This is a genomic window from Propionivibrio sp. (assembly GCF_047602565.1).
Taxonomy (GTDB): Bacteria; Pseudomonadota; Gammaproteobacteria; order Burkholderiales; family Rhodocyclaceae; genus Propionivibrio.
The window spans coordinates 1,389,505-1,405,923 of the sequence record NZ_JASGGX010000001.1 but is presented as its reverse complement, the minus strand read 5'-3'; the positions used below and the strand labels follow the sequence as shown (position 1 = coordinate 1,405,923).

The 16,419-nt window shown below is 65.3% G+C and carries 22 protein-coding genes, 1 tRNA gene and 1 pseudogene; 9 read left to right on the top strand and 15 right to left on the bottom strand.

What is annotated here, in order from left to right; genetic code table 11:
- Positions 1-102: 102 nt before the first annotated feature.
- The gene (locus QM701_RS06470; protein ID WP_415166267.1) at positions 103-531 is read right to left on the bottom strand and encodes a DUF2059 domain-containing protein; all 429 of its coding nucleotides are present in this window, start codon (positions 529-531) and stop codon (positions 103-105) included.
- 52 nt (positions 532-583) lie between these two features.
- Positions 584-811, bottom strand: a complete 228-nt coding sequence (locus tag QM701_RS06465; protein ID WP_415166266.1) for a hypothetical protein — start codon at positions 809-811, stop codon at positions 584-586.
- A gap of 19 nt (positions 812-830) precedes the next feature.
- Between QM701_RS06465 and QM701_RS06460 the strand changes: the two genes are divergently transcribed.
- A complete protein-coding gene (locus QM701_RS06460; protein ID WP_415166265.1) occupies positions 831-1,388 on the top strand; it encodes a Spy/CpxP family protein refolding chaperone in 558 nt (185 codons plus the stop codon).
- A 29-nt stretch (positions 1,389-1,417) separates the two neighbouring features.
- On the opposite strand, the gene QM701_RS06455 is transcribed toward QM701_RS06460, so the two are convergent.
- Together QM701_RS06455 and QM701_RS06450 are read right to left on the bottom strand one after the other, a co-directional pair.
- Positions 1,418-1,846 carry a hypothetical protein gene (locus tag QM701_RS06455; protein ID WP_415166264.1) on the bottom strand — a complete coding sequence of 143 codons (429 nt, stop codon included), beginning with the start codon at positions 1,844-1,846 and terminating at the stop codon, positions 1,418-1,420.
- A 156-nt stretch (positions 1,847-2,002) separates the two neighbouring features.
- A complete protein-coding gene (locus QM701_RS06450; protein WP_415166263.1) occupies positions 2,003-2,668 on the bottom strand; it encodes an HAD-IA family hydrolase in 666 nt (221 codons plus the stop codon).
- A gap of 155 nt (positions 2,669-2,823) precedes the next feature.
- On the opposite strand from QM701_RS06450, the gene QM701_RS06445 reads away from it, so the two are divergent.
- Positions 2,824-3,081: a SemiSWEET transporter gene (locus QM701_RS06445; protein WP_415166262.1), complete on the top strand. Its 258-nt coding sequence runs from the start codon at positions 2,824-2,826 to the stop codon at positions 3,079-3,081.
- Here the strand turns inward: QM701_RS06445 and msrQ are convergent.
- Together msrQ and msrP are read right to left on the bottom strand one after the other, a co-directional pair.
- Positions 3,029-3,706 carry a protein-methionine-sulfoxide reductase heme-binding subunit MsrQ gene (gene msrQ, locus QM701_RS06440; protein WP_415166261.1) on the bottom strand — a complete coding sequence of 226 codons (678 nt, stop codon included), beginning with the start codon at positions 3,704-3,706 and terminating at the stop codon, positions 3,029-3,031. The two genes, QM701_RS06445 and msrQ, sit on opposite strands and share 53 nt — an antisense overlap.
- On the bottom strand, positions 3,706-4,719 hold the full coding sequence (msrP, locus tag QM701_RS06435; protein WP_415166260.1) for a protein-methionine-sulfoxide reductase catalytic subunit MsrP: 1,014 nt from the start codon (positions 4,717-4,719) through the stop codon (positions 3,706-3,708). Before msrP ends, msrQ begins: the two co-directional genes overlap by 1 nt.
- Before the next feature lie 98 nt (positions 4,720-4,817).
- Between msrP and QM701_RS06430 the strand changes: the two genes are divergently transcribed.
- From QM701_RS06430 to QM701_RS06410, 5 genes are all read left to right on the top strand, one after another.
- A complete protein-coding gene (locus tag QM701_RS06430) occupies positions 4,818-5,045 on the top strand; it encodes a hypothetical protein (protein WP_415166259.1) in 228 nt (75 codons plus the stop codon).
- 11 nt (positions 5,046-5,056) lie between these two features.
- Entirely contained in the window at positions 5,057-5,584 is a 528-nt protein-coding gene (locus QM701_RS06425; protein ID WP_415166258.1) for a glutaredoxin domain-containing protein, read from the top strand.
- A gap of 14 nt (positions 5,585-5,598) precedes the next feature.
- Entirely contained in the window at positions 5,599-6,564 is a 966-nt protein-coding gene (locus QM701_RS06420) for a DMT family transporter (RefSeq protein ID WP_415166257.1), read from the top strand.
- 2 nt (positions 6,565-6,566) lie between these two features.
- Positions 6,567-7,028, top strand: coding sequence for a CreA family protein (locus tag QM701_RS06415; protein ID WP_415166256.1), 462 nt, complete (start codon positions 6,567-6,569; stop codon positions 7,026-7,028).
- Between the two features lie 109 nt (positions 7,029-7,137).
- Positions 7,138-7,686 (top strand): SRPBCC family protein, encoded by a 549-nt coding sequence (locus tag QM701_RS06410; RefSeq protein ID WP_415166255.1) that lies wholly within the window; start codon positions 7,138-7,140, stop codon positions 7,684-7,686.
- An 18-nt stretch (positions 7,687-7,704) separates the two neighbouring features.
- Here QM701_RS06410 and QM701_RS06405 read toward each other — a convergent pair whose 3' ends face one another.
- The 5 genes and pseudogenes from QM701_RS06405 to QM701_RS06385 all read right to left on the bottom strand — a co-directional run bounded on the left by QM701_RS06405 (position 7,705) and on the right by QM701_RS06385 (position 11,571).
- Complete coding sequence (locus QM701_RS06405) at positions 7,705-8,724, bottom strand: L-threonylcarbamoyladenylate synthase (protein ID WP_415166254.1); 1,020 nt, start codon at positions 8,722-8,724, stop codon at positions 7,705-7,707.
- A gap of 13 nt (positions 8,725-8,737) precedes the next feature.
- Positions 8,738-9,235 carry a 5-(carboxyamino)imidazole ribonucleotide mutase gene (gene purE / locus QM701_RS06400; RefSeq protein WP_415166253.1) on the bottom strand — a complete coding sequence of 166 codons (498 nt, stop codon included), beginning with the start codon at positions 9,233-9,235 and terminating at the stop codon, positions 8,738-8,740.
- A gap of 24 nt (positions 9,236-9,259) precedes the next feature.
- A pseudogene (gene folD / locus QM701_RS06395) lies at positions 9,260-10,115 on the bottom strand (bifunctional methylenetetrahydrofolate dehydrogenase/methenyltetrahydrofolate cyclohydrolase FolD).
- 76 nt (positions 10,116-10,191) lie between these two features.
- Positions 10,192-10,285, bottom strand: a tRNA-Ser gene (locus QM701_RS06390).
- 59 nt (positions 10,286-10,344) lie between these two features.
- Positions 10,345-11,571, bottom strand: coding sequence for an aspartate kinase (locus tag QM701_RS06385; protein ID WP_415166252.1), 1,227 nt, complete (start codon positions 11,569-11,571; stop codon positions 10,345-10,347).
- A gap of 258 nt (positions 11,572-11,829) precedes the next feature.
- Between QM701_RS06385 and QM701_RS06380 the strand changes: the two genes are divergently transcribed.
- Positions 11,830-12,135, top strand: coding sequence for a helix-turn-helix domain-containing protein (locus QM701_RS06380; RefSeq protein ID WP_415166251.1), 306 nt, complete (start codon positions 11,830-11,832; stop codon positions 12,133-12,135).
- Here QM701_RS06380 and QM701_RS06375 read toward each other — a convergent pair whose 3' ends face one another.
- Complete coding sequence (locus tag QM701_RS06375; protein ID WP_415166250.1) at positions 12,136-12,969, bottom strand: radical SAM protein; 834 nt, start codon at positions 12,967-12,969, stop codon at positions 12,136-12,138.
- A gap of 80 nt (positions 12,970-13,049) precedes the next feature.
- On the opposite strand from QM701_RS06375, the gene queD reads away from it, so the two are divergent.
- The gene (gene queD, locus QM701_RS06370; RefSeq protein ID WP_415166249.1) at positions 13,050-13,499 is read left to right on the top strand and encodes a 6-carboxytetrahydropterin synthase QueD; all 450 of its coding nucleotides are present in this window, start codon (positions 13,050-13,052) and stop codon (positions 13,497-13,499) included.
- Between the two features lie 9 nt (positions 13,500-13,508).
- Here the strand turns inward: queD and ubiG are convergent, their stop codons facing one another.
- The 3 genes from ubiG to QM701_RS06355 form a co-directional block, all read right to left on the bottom strand.
- A complete protein-coding gene (ubiG, locus tag QM701_RS06365; protein ID WP_415166248.1) occupies positions 13,509-14,207 on the bottom strand; it encodes a bifunctional 2-polyprenyl-6-hydroxyphenol methylase/3-demethylubiquinol 3-O-methyltransferase UbiG in 699 nt (232 codons plus the stop codon).
- 64 nt (positions 14,208-14,271) lie between these two features.
- Positions 14,272-14,958, bottom strand: coding sequence for an outer membrane protein OmpA (gene ompA / locus QM701_RS06360; protein WP_415166247.1), 687 nt, complete (start codon positions 14,956-14,958; stop codon positions 14,272-14,274).
- An 89-nt stretch (positions 14,959-15,047) separates the two neighbouring features.
- Positions 15,048-16,358, bottom strand: coding sequence for a TRZ/ATZ family hydrolase (locus tag QM701_RS06355; RefSeq protein WP_415169353.1), 1,311 nt, complete (start codon positions 16,356-16,358; stop codon positions 15,048-15,050).
- Between the last annotated feature and the right edge of the window lie 61 nt (positions 16,359-16,419).

Below are 16,419 nucleotides of genomic sequence, written 5' to 3'. Positions count from 1 at the left end.
GAGTGAATCAGGCCTACGGGCGCCGAAGCACGTAATCTACAGCCCGGCGGCAAGCCGTACAAGATAACCCGCCTGCAGAGGCCGCATAAGCGTCACACTTCGTCATTTCGTCTTCCGTGCCTGAATTTCCGCGCTGGCGCGCCGAAATTCCTGCTCGATGGAGGGCATGATCTCCGTCATGTAGGTCCCGAATTTGGCCATTGCGCTGGCGCCGTGCTGCGAGGAGTAAAAATCGGCAAGCGCATTCAGTTCGGCGGCGGTGAAGGTCTTGACCATGGCAGCCAGAGCGATTTGTTCCATTCTCTCCAGCGAAATGGCGGAACGCAGGTCGGCGATGAATTGAGGGGGCTCATCGCCAGGATACTGCCTGGCCAGTTCGGCATAAGTCTCGTCCAGCATCCACTTCATCGGTGCGGCTTCAAGGTAACGCCGGGCCGCCGCCCTGATTTCCTGGTCTTCCGCCTGGGCGTGATGAACGAACGCCAAGGCGAGCGCGAACAGCGCCGTCCGGCTCATGCGCAGGTATTTCATGTGTCCTCCCGGGATTGGTGTCGTGCAAATGACCGGTAATGCCTGATGAAAATCAAAAGACATTCGGCCGCGCATGATGCCCGGAGCCCATGCCAAAGGCAAGTCCGGCAACGGTGGACAACGACGCGGTGCGCCCGAAGCGCCGAACGATGCGGATGTATGCGGTTTTGCCTCGGCTGTCGGGCGGGGCGGCGGTTCCCGAGATCGGGCGTGATTTAACCTGTTTTTTCACTTTTCGGCCTATCGGCGCGGAGCCGGTTTCAGGACAATCGTCGCCCATGATTTTCCGGAGCGGCGGCATGAGAAAGCAGGTTCGCGTTTTCCTCCTGATGGCGGCGCTCGTCAGCGCTTGCGGCACCTCGATGGGCGGGCGCGGTCCCGAGAATGGCGGCAATCGCGGGCCGGGCCAGGGGACGTGCAGGTCGCCGATCGACCAGTTACAGGAACAGCTCGCCGAAACGGCGCAGGCGCTGCAGCTGACGCCAAGGCAGGTGGTGTTGTGGGAGGCCTATCAGGCCAGCGTCGGCGGCCTGATGGCCGATCAGATCAAGCGTGAAATCTACGCGCCTTCGCCGCGCTCGGCGCCGCAGCAGATCGACGGCAAGGTGGATATGGCGCGCAACCGGCTGGCGGCGATGGAGGACATCGCGGAGCGGGCGGCGGCGCTGTACCGGTCGCTGGACAACGGGCAGAAGAAGATCGCCGACCAGCGTCTGGCCGGCACCGTTCCGGCGCTGTACGCCGCGCCGGTCTGCCCGGGCGACGCGGGCCGGCCCGGCGGCGAAGGCGGCGGCCCCGGTGCGGGCGGCCGTGGCGGACCGGGCGGCATGGGGAGAGGAGAGCCGGGGCGCTTCTGAATCCCCGTTTCGACCTCCGTCCGGCGTGGTCAGATCGCGCTTTTTGCCGACGCGGCCCAGAAGGCGGCCGCCATGGTGGTCGCCTGATTGCTTTTTTGCGGGGTGTTTTTCGCCTCCTGCTGTTCCAGCAGCATTTCCTTGATTCTTTTCGCGATCTCCGCCTCGATGGCGTTTTGCTCGTCGGGAGGCAGCGTCTTCAGCTCGTCTTCGGTCAGACCCATCGACTTGAGGATTTTCTCGCGCATGGCCACGACCGGCCCTTTTTCGATGTACTCGTTCAGTTTTTTCAGCAGTTCTTCGGTCGTCGGCTTCGTGCCGTCGCTGCGGGCGGCCTTTTCCTCGCCGGCCGCTGCGGCCGACGTCGAAGCGAACGTCGATGCCGAAGCACGGCCGGCGGCGACGGTATTCAGACGATTCATCAAGCCGGCGGAATGAACGGCGCTATCGATCCGCATCATCGGTGTCTCCCGTAGGGTTGTGCCTTGATGGTCCGTAGCAAGACCGATGCCATGCCGTCCGGCGCCGGAGCCGTCGATGCACCGGTCGCGTCGGGCGGCAACAACGTGCGGCCGTGCCGGCAAACGTTGCCGACACGGCGACGCTTCCGCGTGCGATTACTTGACCCGCAGACGCAGTTCGCCTTCGTCGACGCCGGCCAGCGCCAGGTGGGACAGGTCGGGCAGCCAGTCCTCGTCCGCCAGCGTCGCCTCCGTGGCGCAGGTGGCCAGCGCGATGGTCCGGCAGCCGGCGGCGTGCCCGGCGGCGAGGCCCGCGGGCGCGTCTTCGAAGATCACGGCGCTGTCCGCGTTCCAGCCCAGGCGCCGCAGCGCGAGCAGATAGCACTCAGGATCGGGTTTTCCCGCGTGGATGTCCTCGGCCGAGATCACGATTTCGGGCCAGGGGAGTCCGGCCGCGCGCATGCGCACCTGGGCCAGCGGGCGCTGTGCGGAGGTGACCAGCGCCCAGGCGCCGGACGGGATCGCCGCCAGCAGCGCGGCCGCGCCAGGCGTGGCGACGATCCCCTCCGTTTCCTTCAGTTCGTCGCCGTCGATGATCGCCAGTTCGCTCGCCAGGTCGAGATGCGGCGGGATGACTTCGCGCATGGTGTCGATGGCGCGCCGTCCGTGCATGGTGTGCCGGAAGCTCTCGAATGGAATCCCGCGTGCCTCGGCCCACCTGCGCCACACACGTTCGACGGCCCGGGTGGAATCCACCAGCGTCCCGTCCATGTCGAACAGGAGGCAGGCGGCGCGGATTTCGGTTTGCGGAGCTAATCTCATTGGCATTCTCGCAGTGGAAACTTGCCCGATTCTCGCGGATTCCGGCGTCCGCGGGCAAGAGCCGGGTGGTATTCTTGCGGCTCGACCAAAACGATGGCGGCGGCGACGCGCGCCGTCCGGGCCATCGGTCGCCGTTTTTCTCCGTCTTGGAACGCATGATGATTTTCGCCGAATGGATCGGCTACCTTGCCGCCAGCCTCACCACGATCTCCTTTGTGCCGCAGGTCCTGCACATCTGGAAAACCCGGCAGACGCACGCCATCTCCCTGCGCATGTACATCCTGTTTTCCGGCGGCGTGGGCCTGTGGCTGGTGTATGGCGTGCTGCTGGCGTCCTGGCCGATCATCGCCGCCAATCTGATCACGCTGATCCTGTCCGGCGTGGTGCTTGCCCTGAAGCTGCGCCACGGCTGATGCGGCCGCCGGCCGCCGCCCGCCGGTCGCGCCAGGCCCACCACAGCCGGACGCCGAGCAGCCAGGCGACGACTCCCGCGTAGATCGAGACTTCGCCGAAATCGTTCTTGCCCGCCTTGTGCCACCAGTAGTGCAGGATCGCCGCCACGGCGATCAGGTAGACCAGCCGGTGCAGTTGCACCCAGCGGCGGCCGAGCCGGCGCATCATGCCCTTGGTCGAGGTGGCGGCCAGCGGGATCAGCAGGACGAAGGCGGTGAAACCGGCCGTGATGAACGGCCGCTCCAGCACGTCCTCCCACATGGCGGCCGGGTCGAGCCCCCGGTCGATCCAGAACCACAGGGCGAAGTGCAGCACGGCGTAGAAGAAACAGTACAGTCCGAGCATGCGGCGCAGCTTGATCCATTGCCCCATGCCGGTGAAGCGCCTGAGCGGCGTCATGGACAGGCTCAGGCAGAGAAAAACGAGCGCCCAGGTCCCGGTCGATCGCGTCACGAATTCCAGCGGGTTGGCCGTCAGACCGTCGTGCATGCCGAGCCAGACCAGGCGGCCCAGCGGCCCGAGCGCGGCGAGGAAGACGGCGAGGCGCAGCAGGCCGAAGGCCGGGCCGGGGATGCCGGGCGCCATCAGAAGTTCTTTTTCAGGTCCATGCCGGTATACAGCGACGCGACCTGTTCGGCGTAGCCGTTGAACATCAGCGTCTTGCGCTTGGGCGGGAAGAGGACGCTGCCGCCGCCGTCGCCGATGCGCTGCTCGGTGGCCTGGCTCCAGCGCGGATGGTTGACCGTCGGATTGACGTTGGAATAGAAGCCGTACTCGTTCGGAGCCGCCAGGTGCCAGCTGGTCTTCGGTTCGCTTTCGGTGAAGCGGATGCGCACGATCGACTTGGCGCTCTTGAAGCCGTATTTCCAGGGCACCACGATGCGCACCGGCGCGCCGTTCTGCTTGGGCAGCACCTCGCCGTACAGCCCGAAGGTCAGCAGGGTCAGCGGATGCATGGCCTCGTCGAGGCGCAGGCCTTCGACGTACGGCCAGTCGAGGACGGGAACGGCAAGCCCCGGCATCTGCTTCTTGTCGGCGAGCGTGGTGAATTCGACGTATTTGGCGTTGCCGGCCGGTTCCACGCGCCGGATCAGTTCGGACAGCGATACCCCGATCCACGGAATGACCATCGACCAGCCCTCGACGCAGCGCAGGCGGTAGATGCGCTCTTCCAGCGGCGCCAGCTTGAGCAGCTCGTCGATGTCGTAAACCTTCGGCTTCTTGACGAGGCCCTCGACGGCGACGGTCCACGGCCGGGTGTTCAATGCATGGGCGTGCTGCGCCGGGTCGCCCTTGTCGGTGCCGAATTCGTAGAAGTTGTTGTAGGTGGTGATGTCCTTGTAGCGCGTCAGTTTTTCGTTCGGCGCGTACTGCGGATTGACGCCGGCGGCGAGCTTGGCGCTGTCCGGATTGGGTGACGGGGTGGGCGACGGATTGGCCGTCTCGGCCAGGGCGCGGCGCGCGAAGAACGGCGCCAGGGCGACGCCGAACGTGCCCGCCGCCGCGGCGCGGATGAGGGTTCGGCGCTGCTCGAAAACGGCGCGCGGCGTGATCTCGCTGCTGTGGATTTGCGGGCCCAACTCGTCGTTGCGTTTCATGATCGGCCTTTCCACGCGGTTCCTCGCTTGCGTTTGATCATACAATGGAAGCTTCATGCCTACGGGTGAATCCCGGATGGAATCCGACGGGTGGCTCCATGAAGCTTTTTGAGTTGATCGCCATGGCTTTGTTCCTCGCCTGCGCGCTGCCGGCGCGGGCCGAGCCCGCGCCCTGGTACCGGTGGCAGAGCGTCACCGGCGACACGGTCTGCGCGCAGACCTCGCCGGGACCGGGATGGGTCCGGCTGGAAGTGACCTACGTCGATCCGCGCTGCCTGCGCCGGGACAAGTCGGCCGACAACGCCAAGGCGAAGAGCCGGAAATAAGCCGTCCGCACATGTCCCGAACCTGCCCGAACTGCGGCCATCGCCGGCAAACGACCGACACCGCGCCCGAGTGGCAATGCCCCGCCTGCGAGAAAGCCTACAACAAGGGCGCCGGCGCCGCGGTCGATGGCGCGTACGGGCGCTACGCGCCGCCGCCCGCCCCGCCGCGCAGGCAGGGCTTCGGCCTGTTCAAGGGGCTGCTGGTCTGCGCGGTGCTCGGCGGCGCGGTCTGGGCGGTCCGGCCCGTGCTGCAGGAGAAAACCTTCGCGGCGGCGTCCGCCCGGCGGGGGGAGCAGCCGGACGTGCTGCTGTACGCCACCGAATGGTGCGGCTATTGCGCCGCCACGCGCTCGTTTTTCGCGGCCCAGGGCATCCGCTACACCGAACTGGACATCGAGAAATCGAGCGTCGGCCGCGACGGCTACCGCCAGCTCGGCGGCAGGGGCGTGCCGCTGATCGTGGTCGGCGAGGACGTCGTGCATGGCTACGACGAATCGCGGCTGCGCGCCCTGTTGAAACCCTGGATGAACGCCTCTTGAGCCGGACGCCGCCCATGGCCGCCGCGCCCGACCGGAAGAGGACGGTGCTCGCCGAATGCATGCTCCTGCTGGTAGCCCTGATGTGGGGCATGAACCCGCCGGTCATCAAGCTCGGGCTGCAGCACATTCCGCCGCTGCCCTACAACGTGGCGCGCATGGTCGTCGGCAGCGCCATCGCGGTGCTCGCCCTCTGGCTGTCGGGCAGCTACCGCCGGCCGACGCGCGAGGATCTCGGGCGGCTGCTGCGCGCCAGCGTTTTCGGCTTCTTCGTTTTCCAGATCCTGTTTACCGAGGGCATCCAGCGCACCACCTCGGGCAACGCGGCGTTCATGTTCTGCCTGCTGCCGGTGTTCGTGCTGCTGCTCAACCGCTTCTACGGGTTCGACACGATCAACCGCGCCGTGGTGATCGGCATCGGCTGCTCGATCGCCGGCATCGTCCTGATCGTGCTCGGCGCCGGCCGGGAACTGAGCCTGGCCGGCGGCCACCTGATCGGCGCACTGCTGATCCTCGGCTCGCAGGTCGGCTACGCCTACTACACGGTGTTTTCGCGGGAACTGCTCGACCGCTATTCGACGTATCAGGTGACGGCCTCCCTGATGGTCATCACCACCGTGCTGATGGTGGCCGTGTCGGTGCCGGAAATGCGCGCCGTGGCGTGGACGGAACTGCCCGTTCCGGCGTGGGGCAGCGTCGCGTTTTCGGCCGTGTTCGGCTTGTGCCTGGGCAATTTCCTGTGGATCTGGGGCTCGGGCGTGATCGGCACCGCGCGCGCCTCGGTGTTCAACAACCTGACCCCCGTGTTCGCCGTCGTCACCGCCTATTTCCTGCTCGGGGAAACTTTCGGCCCCCTGCAGGCCGCGGGGGCGGCGTTCGTGTTCGGCGGCGTGTATGTCACGCGCCACCGCGACCGCTTTGCGGGCGGGCAGGCGGGCGCCGTCCAGGCCGAAGTCGCCGACCCCGACGGAAGGAGACCGTGATCATGAGCAAGCATGCCGTCCCGCTGATTCTTCTCGCCCTGCATTCGGCGTCCGCGTTTGCCGAGACGATCGGCTGCGTGACGACCGAGTGGAAGCTGCTCGGGGCCAACCACAAGGTCTGCGTCGAATCGTTCACCGACCCCAAGGTGCCCGGCGTGACCTGCCACGTCGGGCAGGCGCGCACGGGCGGGGTCAAGGGCAGCCTGGGGCTGGCCCAGGACCCCTCGCAGTTCTCCCTGTCCTGCCGGCAGACCGGCCCGATCAACCTGCCCGACAAGCTGCCGAAGAACGAGGTAGTGTTCAGCGAGGACACCTCGATCCTGTTCAAGGAAACGCGCGTCATCCGCATGTGGGACGCCACCAGCCGGACGCTGGTCTATCTGGCGATCAGCCGCAAGCTGATCGAGGGGGCGCCGGCCAACAGCATCTCGACGATTCCCGTCATGCCGTGGGGAGCGCGTTGAGCCCGGCGATTCCGTAGCGCATGGCGGCCAGGCGTTGCATCGCCGCGCGGGGGAGCGAGGAACTTGCCTCGCGGCGGCCGGTCAGCGGTCATATCGCCAGGAGTCGATCATGATCGCGCTCGTCCGCCTGTTCGCCTGTTTCCTGCTGGTCTTCGCCTCGCCCGCGCGCCCGGCCGAGCCGGAGATGAAGGTCGCCGTGGCACAGTCCGGCGGCACCTTCGTCGTCGACGCGGACATCGACTTCCCGTATCCGGTGCGCACCGTCTGGGACGTGCTCACCGACTTCGACAACATGGCCGGCGTGGTGAGCAATCTCCGGTCGAGCCGGATCAGCCGCCGCAAGGGAAACACCGTGGTCGTGCAACAGGAGGGAACGGCGCGCTTCGGGCTCATCTCCTACAGCTTCCTGTCCGAGCGGAAAGTGCGCATGGAACCGATGAAACGCATCGTCGTGCGGCAGATCTCGGGCCAGGCCAAGCGTTTCGAAAGCGAGGCCGATCTGGCGGAGACCAACCACGGGACCTCGATCCATTACCACGCCGAGATCGAACCCGATTCGCTGCTCGCCCGGCTGTTCGGCGCGATCTTCATCCAGCACGAGGTCGAGGAACAGTTTCACGCCCTGGCCGGCGAGATGGAAAAGCGGCAGCGGCTGTAGGGCGCCGCGGATCGGCGGCTAGACCGTTCCCGCGCCGCGTGCCGCCCGGCGCAGGCGGTCGGCCACGGCGGCCCAGTCGGGACCGGCGGGAACGGCCTCGACGAGGATGACGTCGTTGCCGGCCTGATCGAGCTCGCGCAAGGCGGCGTAGAGCCCGCGCGCGTAACCCTCCGGAGCGTCCGGCAGGCGGCGCAGCGAATGGACCGGCGGCGGCGCCAACCGGCCGCGCAGCAAAAGGCCGCAGCGTTTGCCCTGGCTTTGCGCTTCCCCGATCGCCCGCGGCAGATCGCCGGATGCCGCCAGCCGCATCGCGGTGCGCGGCGCGTAGTGGCCGTCGAGCGAACCGGAGACGCGCGGAATGCCGTCCGCCTGCATGCCCTCCGGCAGTTCCGGGCGTTCGCCGATGACGCTGCCGATCTGTTCCGGCGTGATGTGCCCCGGCCGCAGCAGGCGCGGCGGCATGCCGTTGCGCGACAGGTCCAGGATCGTCGATTCGATGCCCACCTCGCAGGCGCCGCCGTCGAGGACCAGGGCGACGGCATCGCCCAGTTCCTGGTGCACGTGCGCGGCGTCGGTGGGGCTGATGCGGCCGAAGCGGTTGGCCGACGGGGCGGCGATGCCGCACATGCCGTGGCGTCCGCCGCCCGCCTGCGCATAGGCGCGCAGCAGGGCGAGCGCCAGCGGATGCGCCGGCACGCGCACGCCGACGGTCTCCTGTCCGCCGGTGACCGCGTAGGGCACGGCCGGCGCGCGCGCGAGGATCAGCGTCAGCGGCCCCGGCCAGAAGGCTTCGGCCAGTTCCCAGGCCGACGGCGGAATGTCGCGGGCCCACTGGTCCAGATACGCGGCGCCCGGCAGGTGGACGATCAGGGGATGATCGGCCGGCCGGCCCTTGGCGGCGAAGATCCTGGCCACCGCGGCCGGATCGGCGGCGTCGGCGCCCAGGCCGTACACCGTCTCGGTCGGAAACGCGACCAGTTGCCCGGATTGCAGCAGCCGGACGGCCGCCGTCAAATCCGCGGAGATCGAAGCAGGCACGTTGCTCGGCAAGTTAGGGCAGATCGGGCAGGGTCTTGGCCAGCACCTTGGCGGTCTGCTGCGCGCGGAACTCGCTCAGCTTGCGCGCCAGTTCCGCGTCGCCGAGGGCGAGCATGGACACCGTGAACAAGGCGGCGTTGGTCGCGCCGGCCTCGCCGATGGCGAAGGTGGCGACGGGAATGCCGCCGGGCATCTGCACCATGGCCAGCAGCGAATCGAGCCCCTGCAGGTGCTTGGACGGCATCGGCACCGCCAGCACCGGCAGCTCCGTCTTGGCGGCCAGGACGCCCGCCAGATGGGCCGCGCCGCCGGCCGCGCCGATCAGCACCTGCATGCCGCGCTGTCGGGCCGTCGCCGCGTACTCCAGCGCGGCGTCCGGCGTGCGGTGCGCGGACAGCACCTTGGCTTCGTAGGCCACGCCGAACTTCTTCAGCGTTTCGGCGCAGGCGCGCATCACCGGCCAGTCGCTGTCCGAGCCCATGACGATGCCGACGAGGGGTTGATCCGACATGATTGTCTCCTGTGGGTTGGTGGATCAGGCGTTGGCCGCGCGCTCCGCGCTCTCCAGCGTGTTGGCCAGCAGCATGGTGATGGTCATCGGACCGACGCCGCCGGGAACCGGCGTGATGAACGCGGCGACTTCCTTGGCTGATTCGAAATCCACGTCGCCGCAAAGTTTCCCGTCCGGTAGCCGGTTGATGCCCACGTCGATGACCACGGCGCCCGGCCGGATCATGTCGCCGGTAATCATCTTCGGCTTGCCCACGGCGGCGACCAGGATTTCCGCGCGCTGGCAGTGCGCCTTCAGGTCGCGCGTCTGCGAGTGGCAGACGGTGACCGTGGCGCCCGCATGCATCAGCAGCATCGCCATCGGCTTGCCGACAATGTTCGAGCGGCCCACGACGACGGCTTCCTTGCCCTTGAGCGTGATGCCCGCCTCCTCGAAGAACTTCATCGCCCCGTACGGCGTGCACGGAATGAAGCACGGCTGTCCCTGCATCAGGGCGCCGACGTTCTCCGCGCGGAAACCGTTGAACGTCCTTCTCCGGCGCGATCGCGTCGAGCACCGCATCGGCGTCGAAATGCCGGGGCAGCGGCAGCTGGACCAGGATGCCGTGGATTTTCGGATCGGCGTTGAGCTCGGCGATCTTGGCGAGCACCGCGCGCGGTTCCGTGTCCGCCGGGTAAGCGTATTTTTCCGAGTGGAAGCCGGCCTGCGCACAGGCATTGACCTTGTTGCGCACATAGACCTGGGACGCCGGATCGTCGCCGACCAGAATCACCGCCAGCCCCGGCCGCACGCCATGCGCCGCGAGCTCCTCCGCGCGTTGCTTGAAGCCGGCGCGCAGCTTCTGTCCAAGAGCGTTGCCGTCGAGAATTTTTGCCGTCATGAGGAGAATCCAAAAGATGATGAGGCGGGCAGCGGATCGGAAAAAACAAAACCCGATAGCCGGCTATCGGGTTTGTTGGCGGAGACGGAGGGATTCGAACCCTCGATACAGGTTTATGCCCGTATGCTCCCTTAGCAGGGGAGTGCCTTCGACCTCTCGGCCACGTCTCCGGAAGGGCGCGATGATAGCCTTTCCGTATCCATCGGTCAAACGAACCGGAGCGGATTTCTTACTCCGCCTTGTCCAGGCCGAAGGTCTTGTGCAGGACGCGCACCGCCAGCTCCAGGTACTTCTCTTCGACGACGATCGAAATCTTGATTTCGGAGGTGGAGATCATCTTGATGTTGATGCCTTCCCGGCCCAGCGCGTTGAACATCTTGCTGGCGATGCCCGGATGCGAGCGCATGCCGACGCCGACGGCGGACACCTTGCAGATCTTGTTGTCGCCCTGCACGCCGCGCGCGCCGAGCTTCTCGGCGGTGCCCTTGAGGATTTCCAGAGCCTTGTTGTATTCGCCGCGATTGACGGTGAAGGAGAAATCCGTGGTTTCGTCGTTGGCGACGTTCTGGATGATCATGTCGACGTCGATGTTGGCCTCGGCGATCGGGCCGAGCAGCTGGTAGGCGACGCCCGGACGATCGGGAACCCCGAGAATGGTGAGCTTGGCCTCGTCGCGATTGAAGGCGATTCCGGAGATGATCGGTTGTTCCATTTGCTTTTCTTCCTCAACAGTAATCAGAGTACCTTCGCCTTCGTCCTGGAAGCTGGAAAGTACGCGCAGTTTGACCTTGTATTTGCCCGCGAACTCGACCGAGCGGATCTGCAGGACCTTCGAGCCGAGGCTGGCCATTTCCAGCATTTCCTCGAAGGTGATGGTGTCGAGCTTGCGCGCTTCGGGTTCGACGCGGGGGTCCGTCGTATAGACGCCGTTGACGTCGGTATAAATCTGGCACTCGTCGGCCTTCAGGGCCGCGGCCAGCGCGACGGCGGACGTGTCGGAGCCGCCGCGTCCGAGCGTCGTGATGTTGCCGTCCTCGTCGGCGCCCTGGAAGCCCGCGACCACGACGACGCATCCGTCGGCGAGATCCTCGCGGATCCTCTCGTCGTCGATCTGCAGAATGCGCGCCTTGGTAAAGGTGCTGTCGGTCAGCACGCGGACCTGCGGTCCGGTGTAGCTTTTCGCCTTGACGCCTTCTTCCTTCAGTGCCATGGCCAGCAGGCCGATGGTCACCTGTTCGCCCGTCGAGGCGATCACGTCCAGTTCGCGGGGGTCGGGCGTCGTGGAAATTTCCTTGGCCAGCGCGATCAGGCGGTTGGTTTCGCCCGACATCGCCGAAGGAACCACGATAATGTCATGCCCCTGGGCCTTCCACCGGGCCACCCGTTTGGCAACGTTTTTGATCCGGTCCGTTGATGCGACCGACGTGCCACCAAATTTTTGCACTATCAGAGCCATTCACAATCCAGAAGTTGGTAACGAAAGTCGGGGATTCTAGCGCAACATTTATTTGAAAGACAAGGCAAATTCCCCTCTTTCGGCCCCCTCAAATCTATTCAAAACAAGTGCTTAAATGCTACTTGCAATGGCTTATGTTCCTGTTCTATACTTCCAGCACTATAACGAAAGTTATAGGTCGCGAGAGCGGAAGCGCGGCGATCGAAATGTATGAAATGGACCCAAAACTACGGCTGACAGCCGAATGAAAGGATGCAAATGACTACAGCGAAAACGAACGACAAAACCAGTGAACCGCGCGAGATCCGCCGCAAGCTTGGTTTGAATCAACAGCAGTTCTGGTCGAAGATCGGTGTGACGCAAAGCGGCGGATCGCGTTATGAGAGCGGCCGCAACATGCCGCGGCCGGTGCGCGAGCTGCTTCGCCTGGTCCATGTCGAGCAGATCGACATCCAGCGCATCAAGCGCGAGGACGTGGATATCGTGGATTACCTCAAGAGCGAGGACCCCGATCTGTACAAGACCCTGAAAAAGGCGGCCAAGGCCAAAAGGAAGGCCGGCTGATCAGGGGTTTGCAATCACCCGTACGCCTAGTGCGGCGATGCGCTGGGCGAACGATGAGAGGCTTTCGGCGCTGAGCGCCGAAAGCCTCGTCGCTTCGGGCTGCAGGGAAGGCCGGGCCAGTCCGTAGAGATGCACGCCCTCGATCCGGTTCCTGATCGAGGCGACGAGTTCGAGATAGGCGTCGAATTCAGCGGCATCGATCGGCTTGCCGTCGATGGCGAACAGGCAGGTCTGAACCCAGGTGGGGGCCAGCTGCGCGCAGGTCGAGACCGCTTTGCGGAGCTTGCCGGGCGTCGTGCGCGTGCCGTTGACGCGCAGGATGCCTGCGGCCGTTCCCCGGTCGATCTTGAACCAGACCTCGCCCCCCAGCTCGCCGATGCGGGCGATTCCCCGCTGCACGCTCGCCTGGTGCAGCAGGCTGCCGTTGGTTATCAGGCGCAGTTTGACGGTGCCGAGCAGGCCGAATTGCTCGAGCTGCCGGCCGGCGATATCCACAGCGTCTGGAAACTCGCGGGCGCTGGTCGGTTCGCCGTTGCCCGAGAAGGCCACGTTGACCAGTTTCCGGAAGCCGGGCGGGGCGTTCTTGTCGAGAAAGTCCCCGGACACCGCCTCGCGCAGGAATTCATGCAGCTCGGCTTCGAGCCGCGGCAGATCGATTGCGGGCGGGCCGCCCCGCTTGAGATCGGGAACCTGGCAGTAGATGCACGCCCAGTTGCAGGCATTGTTCACGTTGAGGTTGATGCCCACCGAAACGCCGCCCGCGCGGCGGGAAACCACCGGGTAGACGTACTTCATTCCGGCGCTGTCGCGGCTGTGGTCGTGGATGGTGAGCATGGCTGGCATCACCTGAGAGTGGCGGGGATCGGGGCGGTTCCCGGTGATATAATCGCGCAGCTTTTTTCCCCGAGTTCGCCATGTTCGTCACCCGCCGCCTGGAATTCGACGCCGGCCATCGTATCCCCGACCACAAAAGCCAATGCCGGCATCTGCACGGCCATCGCTACGCGCTCGAAGTGACGCTTGCCGGCGAGATCATCCGCCAGGCGGGGGACCCCGCCAACGGCATGGTCATGGATTTTTCCGAAGTCAAGGCACTGGCGAAAAGTCATCTGGTTGACCTGTGGGATCATGCGTTCCTCGTCTATGAAGGCGACGTGCCGGTCGTCGACTTCCTCGCTTCCCTGCCGGGGCACAAGACGGTAATTCTCGATTGTATTCCGACGGCCGAGAATCTGGCCGAGAAGGCATTCCGGATTCTCGACGCGGCCTACCGCGACACCTATGGCAATCACTTGCGGCTGGAGCGGGTGCGGCTGTACGAGACCCCGAATTGCTGGGCCGACGCGGTCCGCGCGGAGGCGTGAGGCGGGCGCTCAGGCGGTCTTGACCGTGTGCATCAGGTAGTTGACCCCGGTGTCGCCGCACAGGCTGTATTTCCTGCTCAGCGGATTGTAGGTCATGCCGATCAGCTCGTCCGGCTCCAGTCCGGCGCTGCGGGCCCAGCGCGAAAGTTCCGACGGCTTGATGAAGCGCGCGTAATCGTGCGTCCCCTTGGGCAGCAGCCCTAGAACGTACTCGGCGCCGATGACGGCGAACAGATACGACCTCGGGTTGCGGTTGAGGGTGGAAAAGAAGACGTGGCCGCCGGGCTTGACCAGCGCCGAGCACGCGGCGATGGTGCTGGCCGGGTCGGGGACGTGCTCCAGCATTTCCATGCAAGTGACGACGTCGAAAGCGCCGGGCATCTGGCGGGCCAGTTCCTCGGCGGATACCAGCCGATAGTTGACCGTCCTGCCGCTTTCCAGGAGATGGAGTTTCGCCACCCCGAGTGCCTTTTCGGAGAGGTCGATGCCGGTGACGCTGGCGCCGCATTGGGCGAGGCTTTCGGACAGGATGCCGCCGCCGCAGCCGATGTCTAGCACCGCCTTGCCGGCCAGTTTGACGTGCCGGTCGATCCAGCCCAGGCGGAGCGGATTGATTTCGTGGAGCGGCTTGAACTCGCTCTGCGGGTCCCACCACCGGTGAGCGAGCTGGCTGAATTTGTCGAGTTCGTGAGGATCGGCGTTGTGCATGGCGGTCAAGTCAAGGCAATAAAAAAGCCCTGCCGAGGCAGGGCTTTCATTGTATCGGACCTGATTACTTCTTGGTGCCGATGATTTCGATATCGACGCGACGGTCAGGCTGCAGGCAAGCGATAACCTTCGGGCTCTTCGGTCCCTTGCAATCGCCCGGCTTGGTGACCGGCTGCTTGCTGCCCTTGCCTTCGGTGTAGATGCGGTTGGCCGGGATACCCTTGCTGACCAGGTAGTCCTTGACCGAAGCGGCGCGCTTCTCGGACAGCTTCTGGTTGTAGGCGGCGCTGCCGATGCGGTCGGCGTGGCCGACGGCGATGACCACTTCGAGAACCAGTTGCTGGGACTTGGCGACGACGTCATCAAGCTTGGCCTTGCCTTCGGGGCGCAGGGTAGCCTTGTTGAAGTCGAACAGCGCGTCGGCGGCGACGGTCACCTTGTCGCGGGCCGGAGCGGCGGCCGGAGCGGGAGCGGGAGCAGCCGGAGCGGCGGCGACCGGAGCGGCCTTGGGCTCGCAGACTTCCTTCGGCAGCAGGTCCTTGTCGCACGTGCAGCCGGCAGGGTCCTTGGCGGCGGCGGCCGGGGTCCAGAAGTTGGTCCGCCAGCACAGTCCGTACGGGTCCATCACGACCTCGCCGCGGCCGTCGATGGCGTAGACACGATCAACAGCCTGGGCTTGCGCCAACGAGGCGCACAGGCCAATGGTTGCGGCCAGCAAGGCCATCGCGGAATGTTTTGCTGTTTTATTCATCTTGATTTACCTCGTTAGTGTTGATTAGAGCCTGCGGGTTTGTCCAAGTGGCTTGTTGCGACTCATTGTTGAAAGACTAGAAAACCATTTCACGAACGGATTCGATTCTGCCACAAAGCCGCCAGATTTTTCAACTCGATCATGCTGCAGTGGAGCAGGCTTCCGTTGGAAACACAAGCCTTTCCGGCTACCCATACGTCTGATACATGCTCACGTCCTGCCGAATAAGCAAGCAGTGATGCTTGATCGTAGCACGGTGCCAATAGGGAGTCATTAATCTTGATGGCGCACAAATCCGCCGATTTGCCGGCCTCGATGCTGCCGATTTCCTTGTCCAGAGCGAGGGCGCGCGCGCCGTTCAGCGTGGCCATGCGCAGCGCCCGGTGGGCGCCGACGGCGTCGGCCCGCCCGCTGGAACCCTTGGCCAGGAGCGATGCCAGACGCATTTCCTGGAGGATGTCCAGGCGGTTGTTGCTGGCGGCGCTGTCCGTGCCAAGGCCGATGTTCAGGCCTCTCCGGGTCATCGGCTCGATCGGCGCGATGCCGCTGGCAAGCTTGAGATTGGAGCTGGGGCAGTGCACGACCGAGCAGCCGTGCTGGGCCAGCAGCTGCATCTCGTGATCCTCGAGATGGACGGCATGGACGCCGATCAGCCCCGGACCGAGCAGGCCCAGGCGGCGCAGCCGCTCGATCGGCCGCACGCCGAAGAGCTTCACGCTGTCCTCGATCTCCTTGCGGGTCTCGTGGAGGTGCAGGTGGATGGGGATGTCGCACTGTTCCGAGAGGGTCAGCACCTTCTCGAACGTGCGGTCGCCGACCGTGTAGGGGGCGTGCGGGGCCAGGCAGAAACCGAGCAGCGGGCTGTCGCGGAATTCGTCGCGGACGGCCAGTCCGCGGGCCAGGTAGTCGTCCGCGTCGGCGGCGTAGGCGGTCGGGAAGTCCAGCGCGATGAGCCCGACCACGGCCCGGATTCCCAGCTCCCGCGCGGCTTTGACGGTCGCCTGGGGGAAGAAGTACATGTCGTTGAAACAGGTGATGCCGCCGCGCAGCATTTCGGCGCAGGCCAGCAGCGTTCCGTCATGCACGAACTGGGGCGAGACGTGTTTCGCCTCGGCCGGCCAGATGTGTTCGCGCAGCCAGGCGTCGAGGGGGAGATCGTCCGCAAGGCCCCGCAGCAGGGACATTGCGGCATGCGTGTGCAGATTGACGAGGCCCGGAATGAGGACATGGTCATGCAGTTGCCTGGTTTCGCGCGGGGCGAAGCGAAATTTTCCTTCCGACTGTTGCAAAATAGCAACAATCCGGCCCTTGTCGATGGCGACGGAGTGGTTTTCCAGAACGGTATCGGCCGGTTCGACGGGGATGATCCATCTGGCTTCGATGAGTAGGTCGAACTGGATCGGGCATCGCGCAGTTCGCTCGCTGTTCGTTTATTCGCGGTGAGTGATACCGGTTCGCATT

Coding starts and splice junctions, on each gene's coding strand:
- QM701_RS06470 (WP_415166267.1), bottom strand. CDS start 531: ATGAAATACCTGCGCATGAGCCGGACGGCGCTGTTCGCGCTCGCCTTG.
- QM701_RS06465 (WP_415166266.1), bottom strand. CDS start 811: ATGGGCGACGATTGTCCTGAAACCGGCTCCGCGCCGATAGGCCGAAAA.
- QM701_RS06460 (WP_415166265.1), top strand. CDS start 831: ATGAGAAAGCAGGTTCGCGTTTTCCTCCTGATGGCGGCGCTCGTCAGC.
- QM701_RS06455 (WP_415166264.1), bottom strand. CDS start 1,846: ATGATGCGGATCGATAGCGCCGTTCATTCCGCCGGCTTGATGAATCGT.
- QM701_RS06450 (WP_415166263.1), bottom strand. CDS start 2,668: ATGAGATTAGCTCCGCAAACCGAAATCCGCGCCGCCTGCCTCCTGTTC.
- QM701_RS06445 (WP_415166262.1), top strand. CDS start 2,824: ATGATGATTTTCGCCGAATGGATCGGCTACCTTGCCGCCAGCCTCACC.
- msrQ (WP_415166261.1), bottom strand. CDS start 3,706: ATGGCGCCCGGCATCCCCGGCCCGGCCTTCGGCCTGCTGCGCCTCGCC.
- msrP (WP_415166260.1), bottom strand. CDS start 4,719: ATGAAACGCAACGACGAGTTGGGCCCGCAAATCCACAGCAGCGAGATC.
- QM701_RS06430 (WP_415166259.1), top strand. CDS start 4,818: ATGAAGCTTTTTGAGTTGATCGCCATGGCTTTGTTCCTCGCCTGCGCG.
- QM701_RS06425 (WP_415166258.1), top strand. CDS start 5,057: ATGTCCCGAACCTGCCCGAACTGCGGCCATCGCCGGCAAACGACCGAC.
- QM701_RS06420 (WP_415166257.1), top strand. CDS start 5,599: ATGGCCGCCGCGCCCGACCGGAAGAGGACGGTGCTCGCCGAATGCATG.
- QM701_RS06415 (WP_415166256.1), top strand. CDS start 6,567: ATGAGCAAGCATGCCGTCCCGCTGATTCTTCTCGCCCTGCATTCGGCG.
- QM701_RS06410 (WP_415166255.1), top strand. CDS start 7,138: ATGATCGCGCTCGTCCGCCTGTTCGCCTGTTTCCTGCTGGTCTTCGCC.
- purE (WP_415166253.1), bottom strand. CDS start 9,235: ATGTCGGATCAACCCCTCGTCGGCATCGTCATGGGCTCGGACAGCGAC.
- QM701_RS06385 (WP_415166252.1), bottom strand. CDS start 11,571: ATGGCTCTGATAGTGCAAAAATTTGGTGGCACGTCGGTCGCATCAACG.
- QM701_RS06380 (WP_415166251.1), top strand. CDS start 11,830: ATGACTACAGCGAAAACGAACGACAAAACCAGTGAACCGCGCGAGATC.
- QM701_RS06375 (WP_415166250.1), bottom strand. CDS start 12,969: ATGCTCACCATCCACGACCACAGCCGCGACAGCGCCGGAATGAAGTAC.
- queD (WP_415166249.1), top strand. CDS start 13,050: ATGTTCGTCACCCGCCGCCTGGAATTCGACGCCGGCCATCGTATCCCC.
- ubiG (WP_415166248.1), bottom strand. CDS start 14,207: ATGCACAACGCCGATCCTCACGAACTCGACAAATTCAGCCAGCTCGCT.
- ompA (WP_415166247.1), bottom strand. CDS start 14,958: ATGAATAAAACAGCAAAACATTCCGCGATGGCCTTGCTGGCCGCAACC.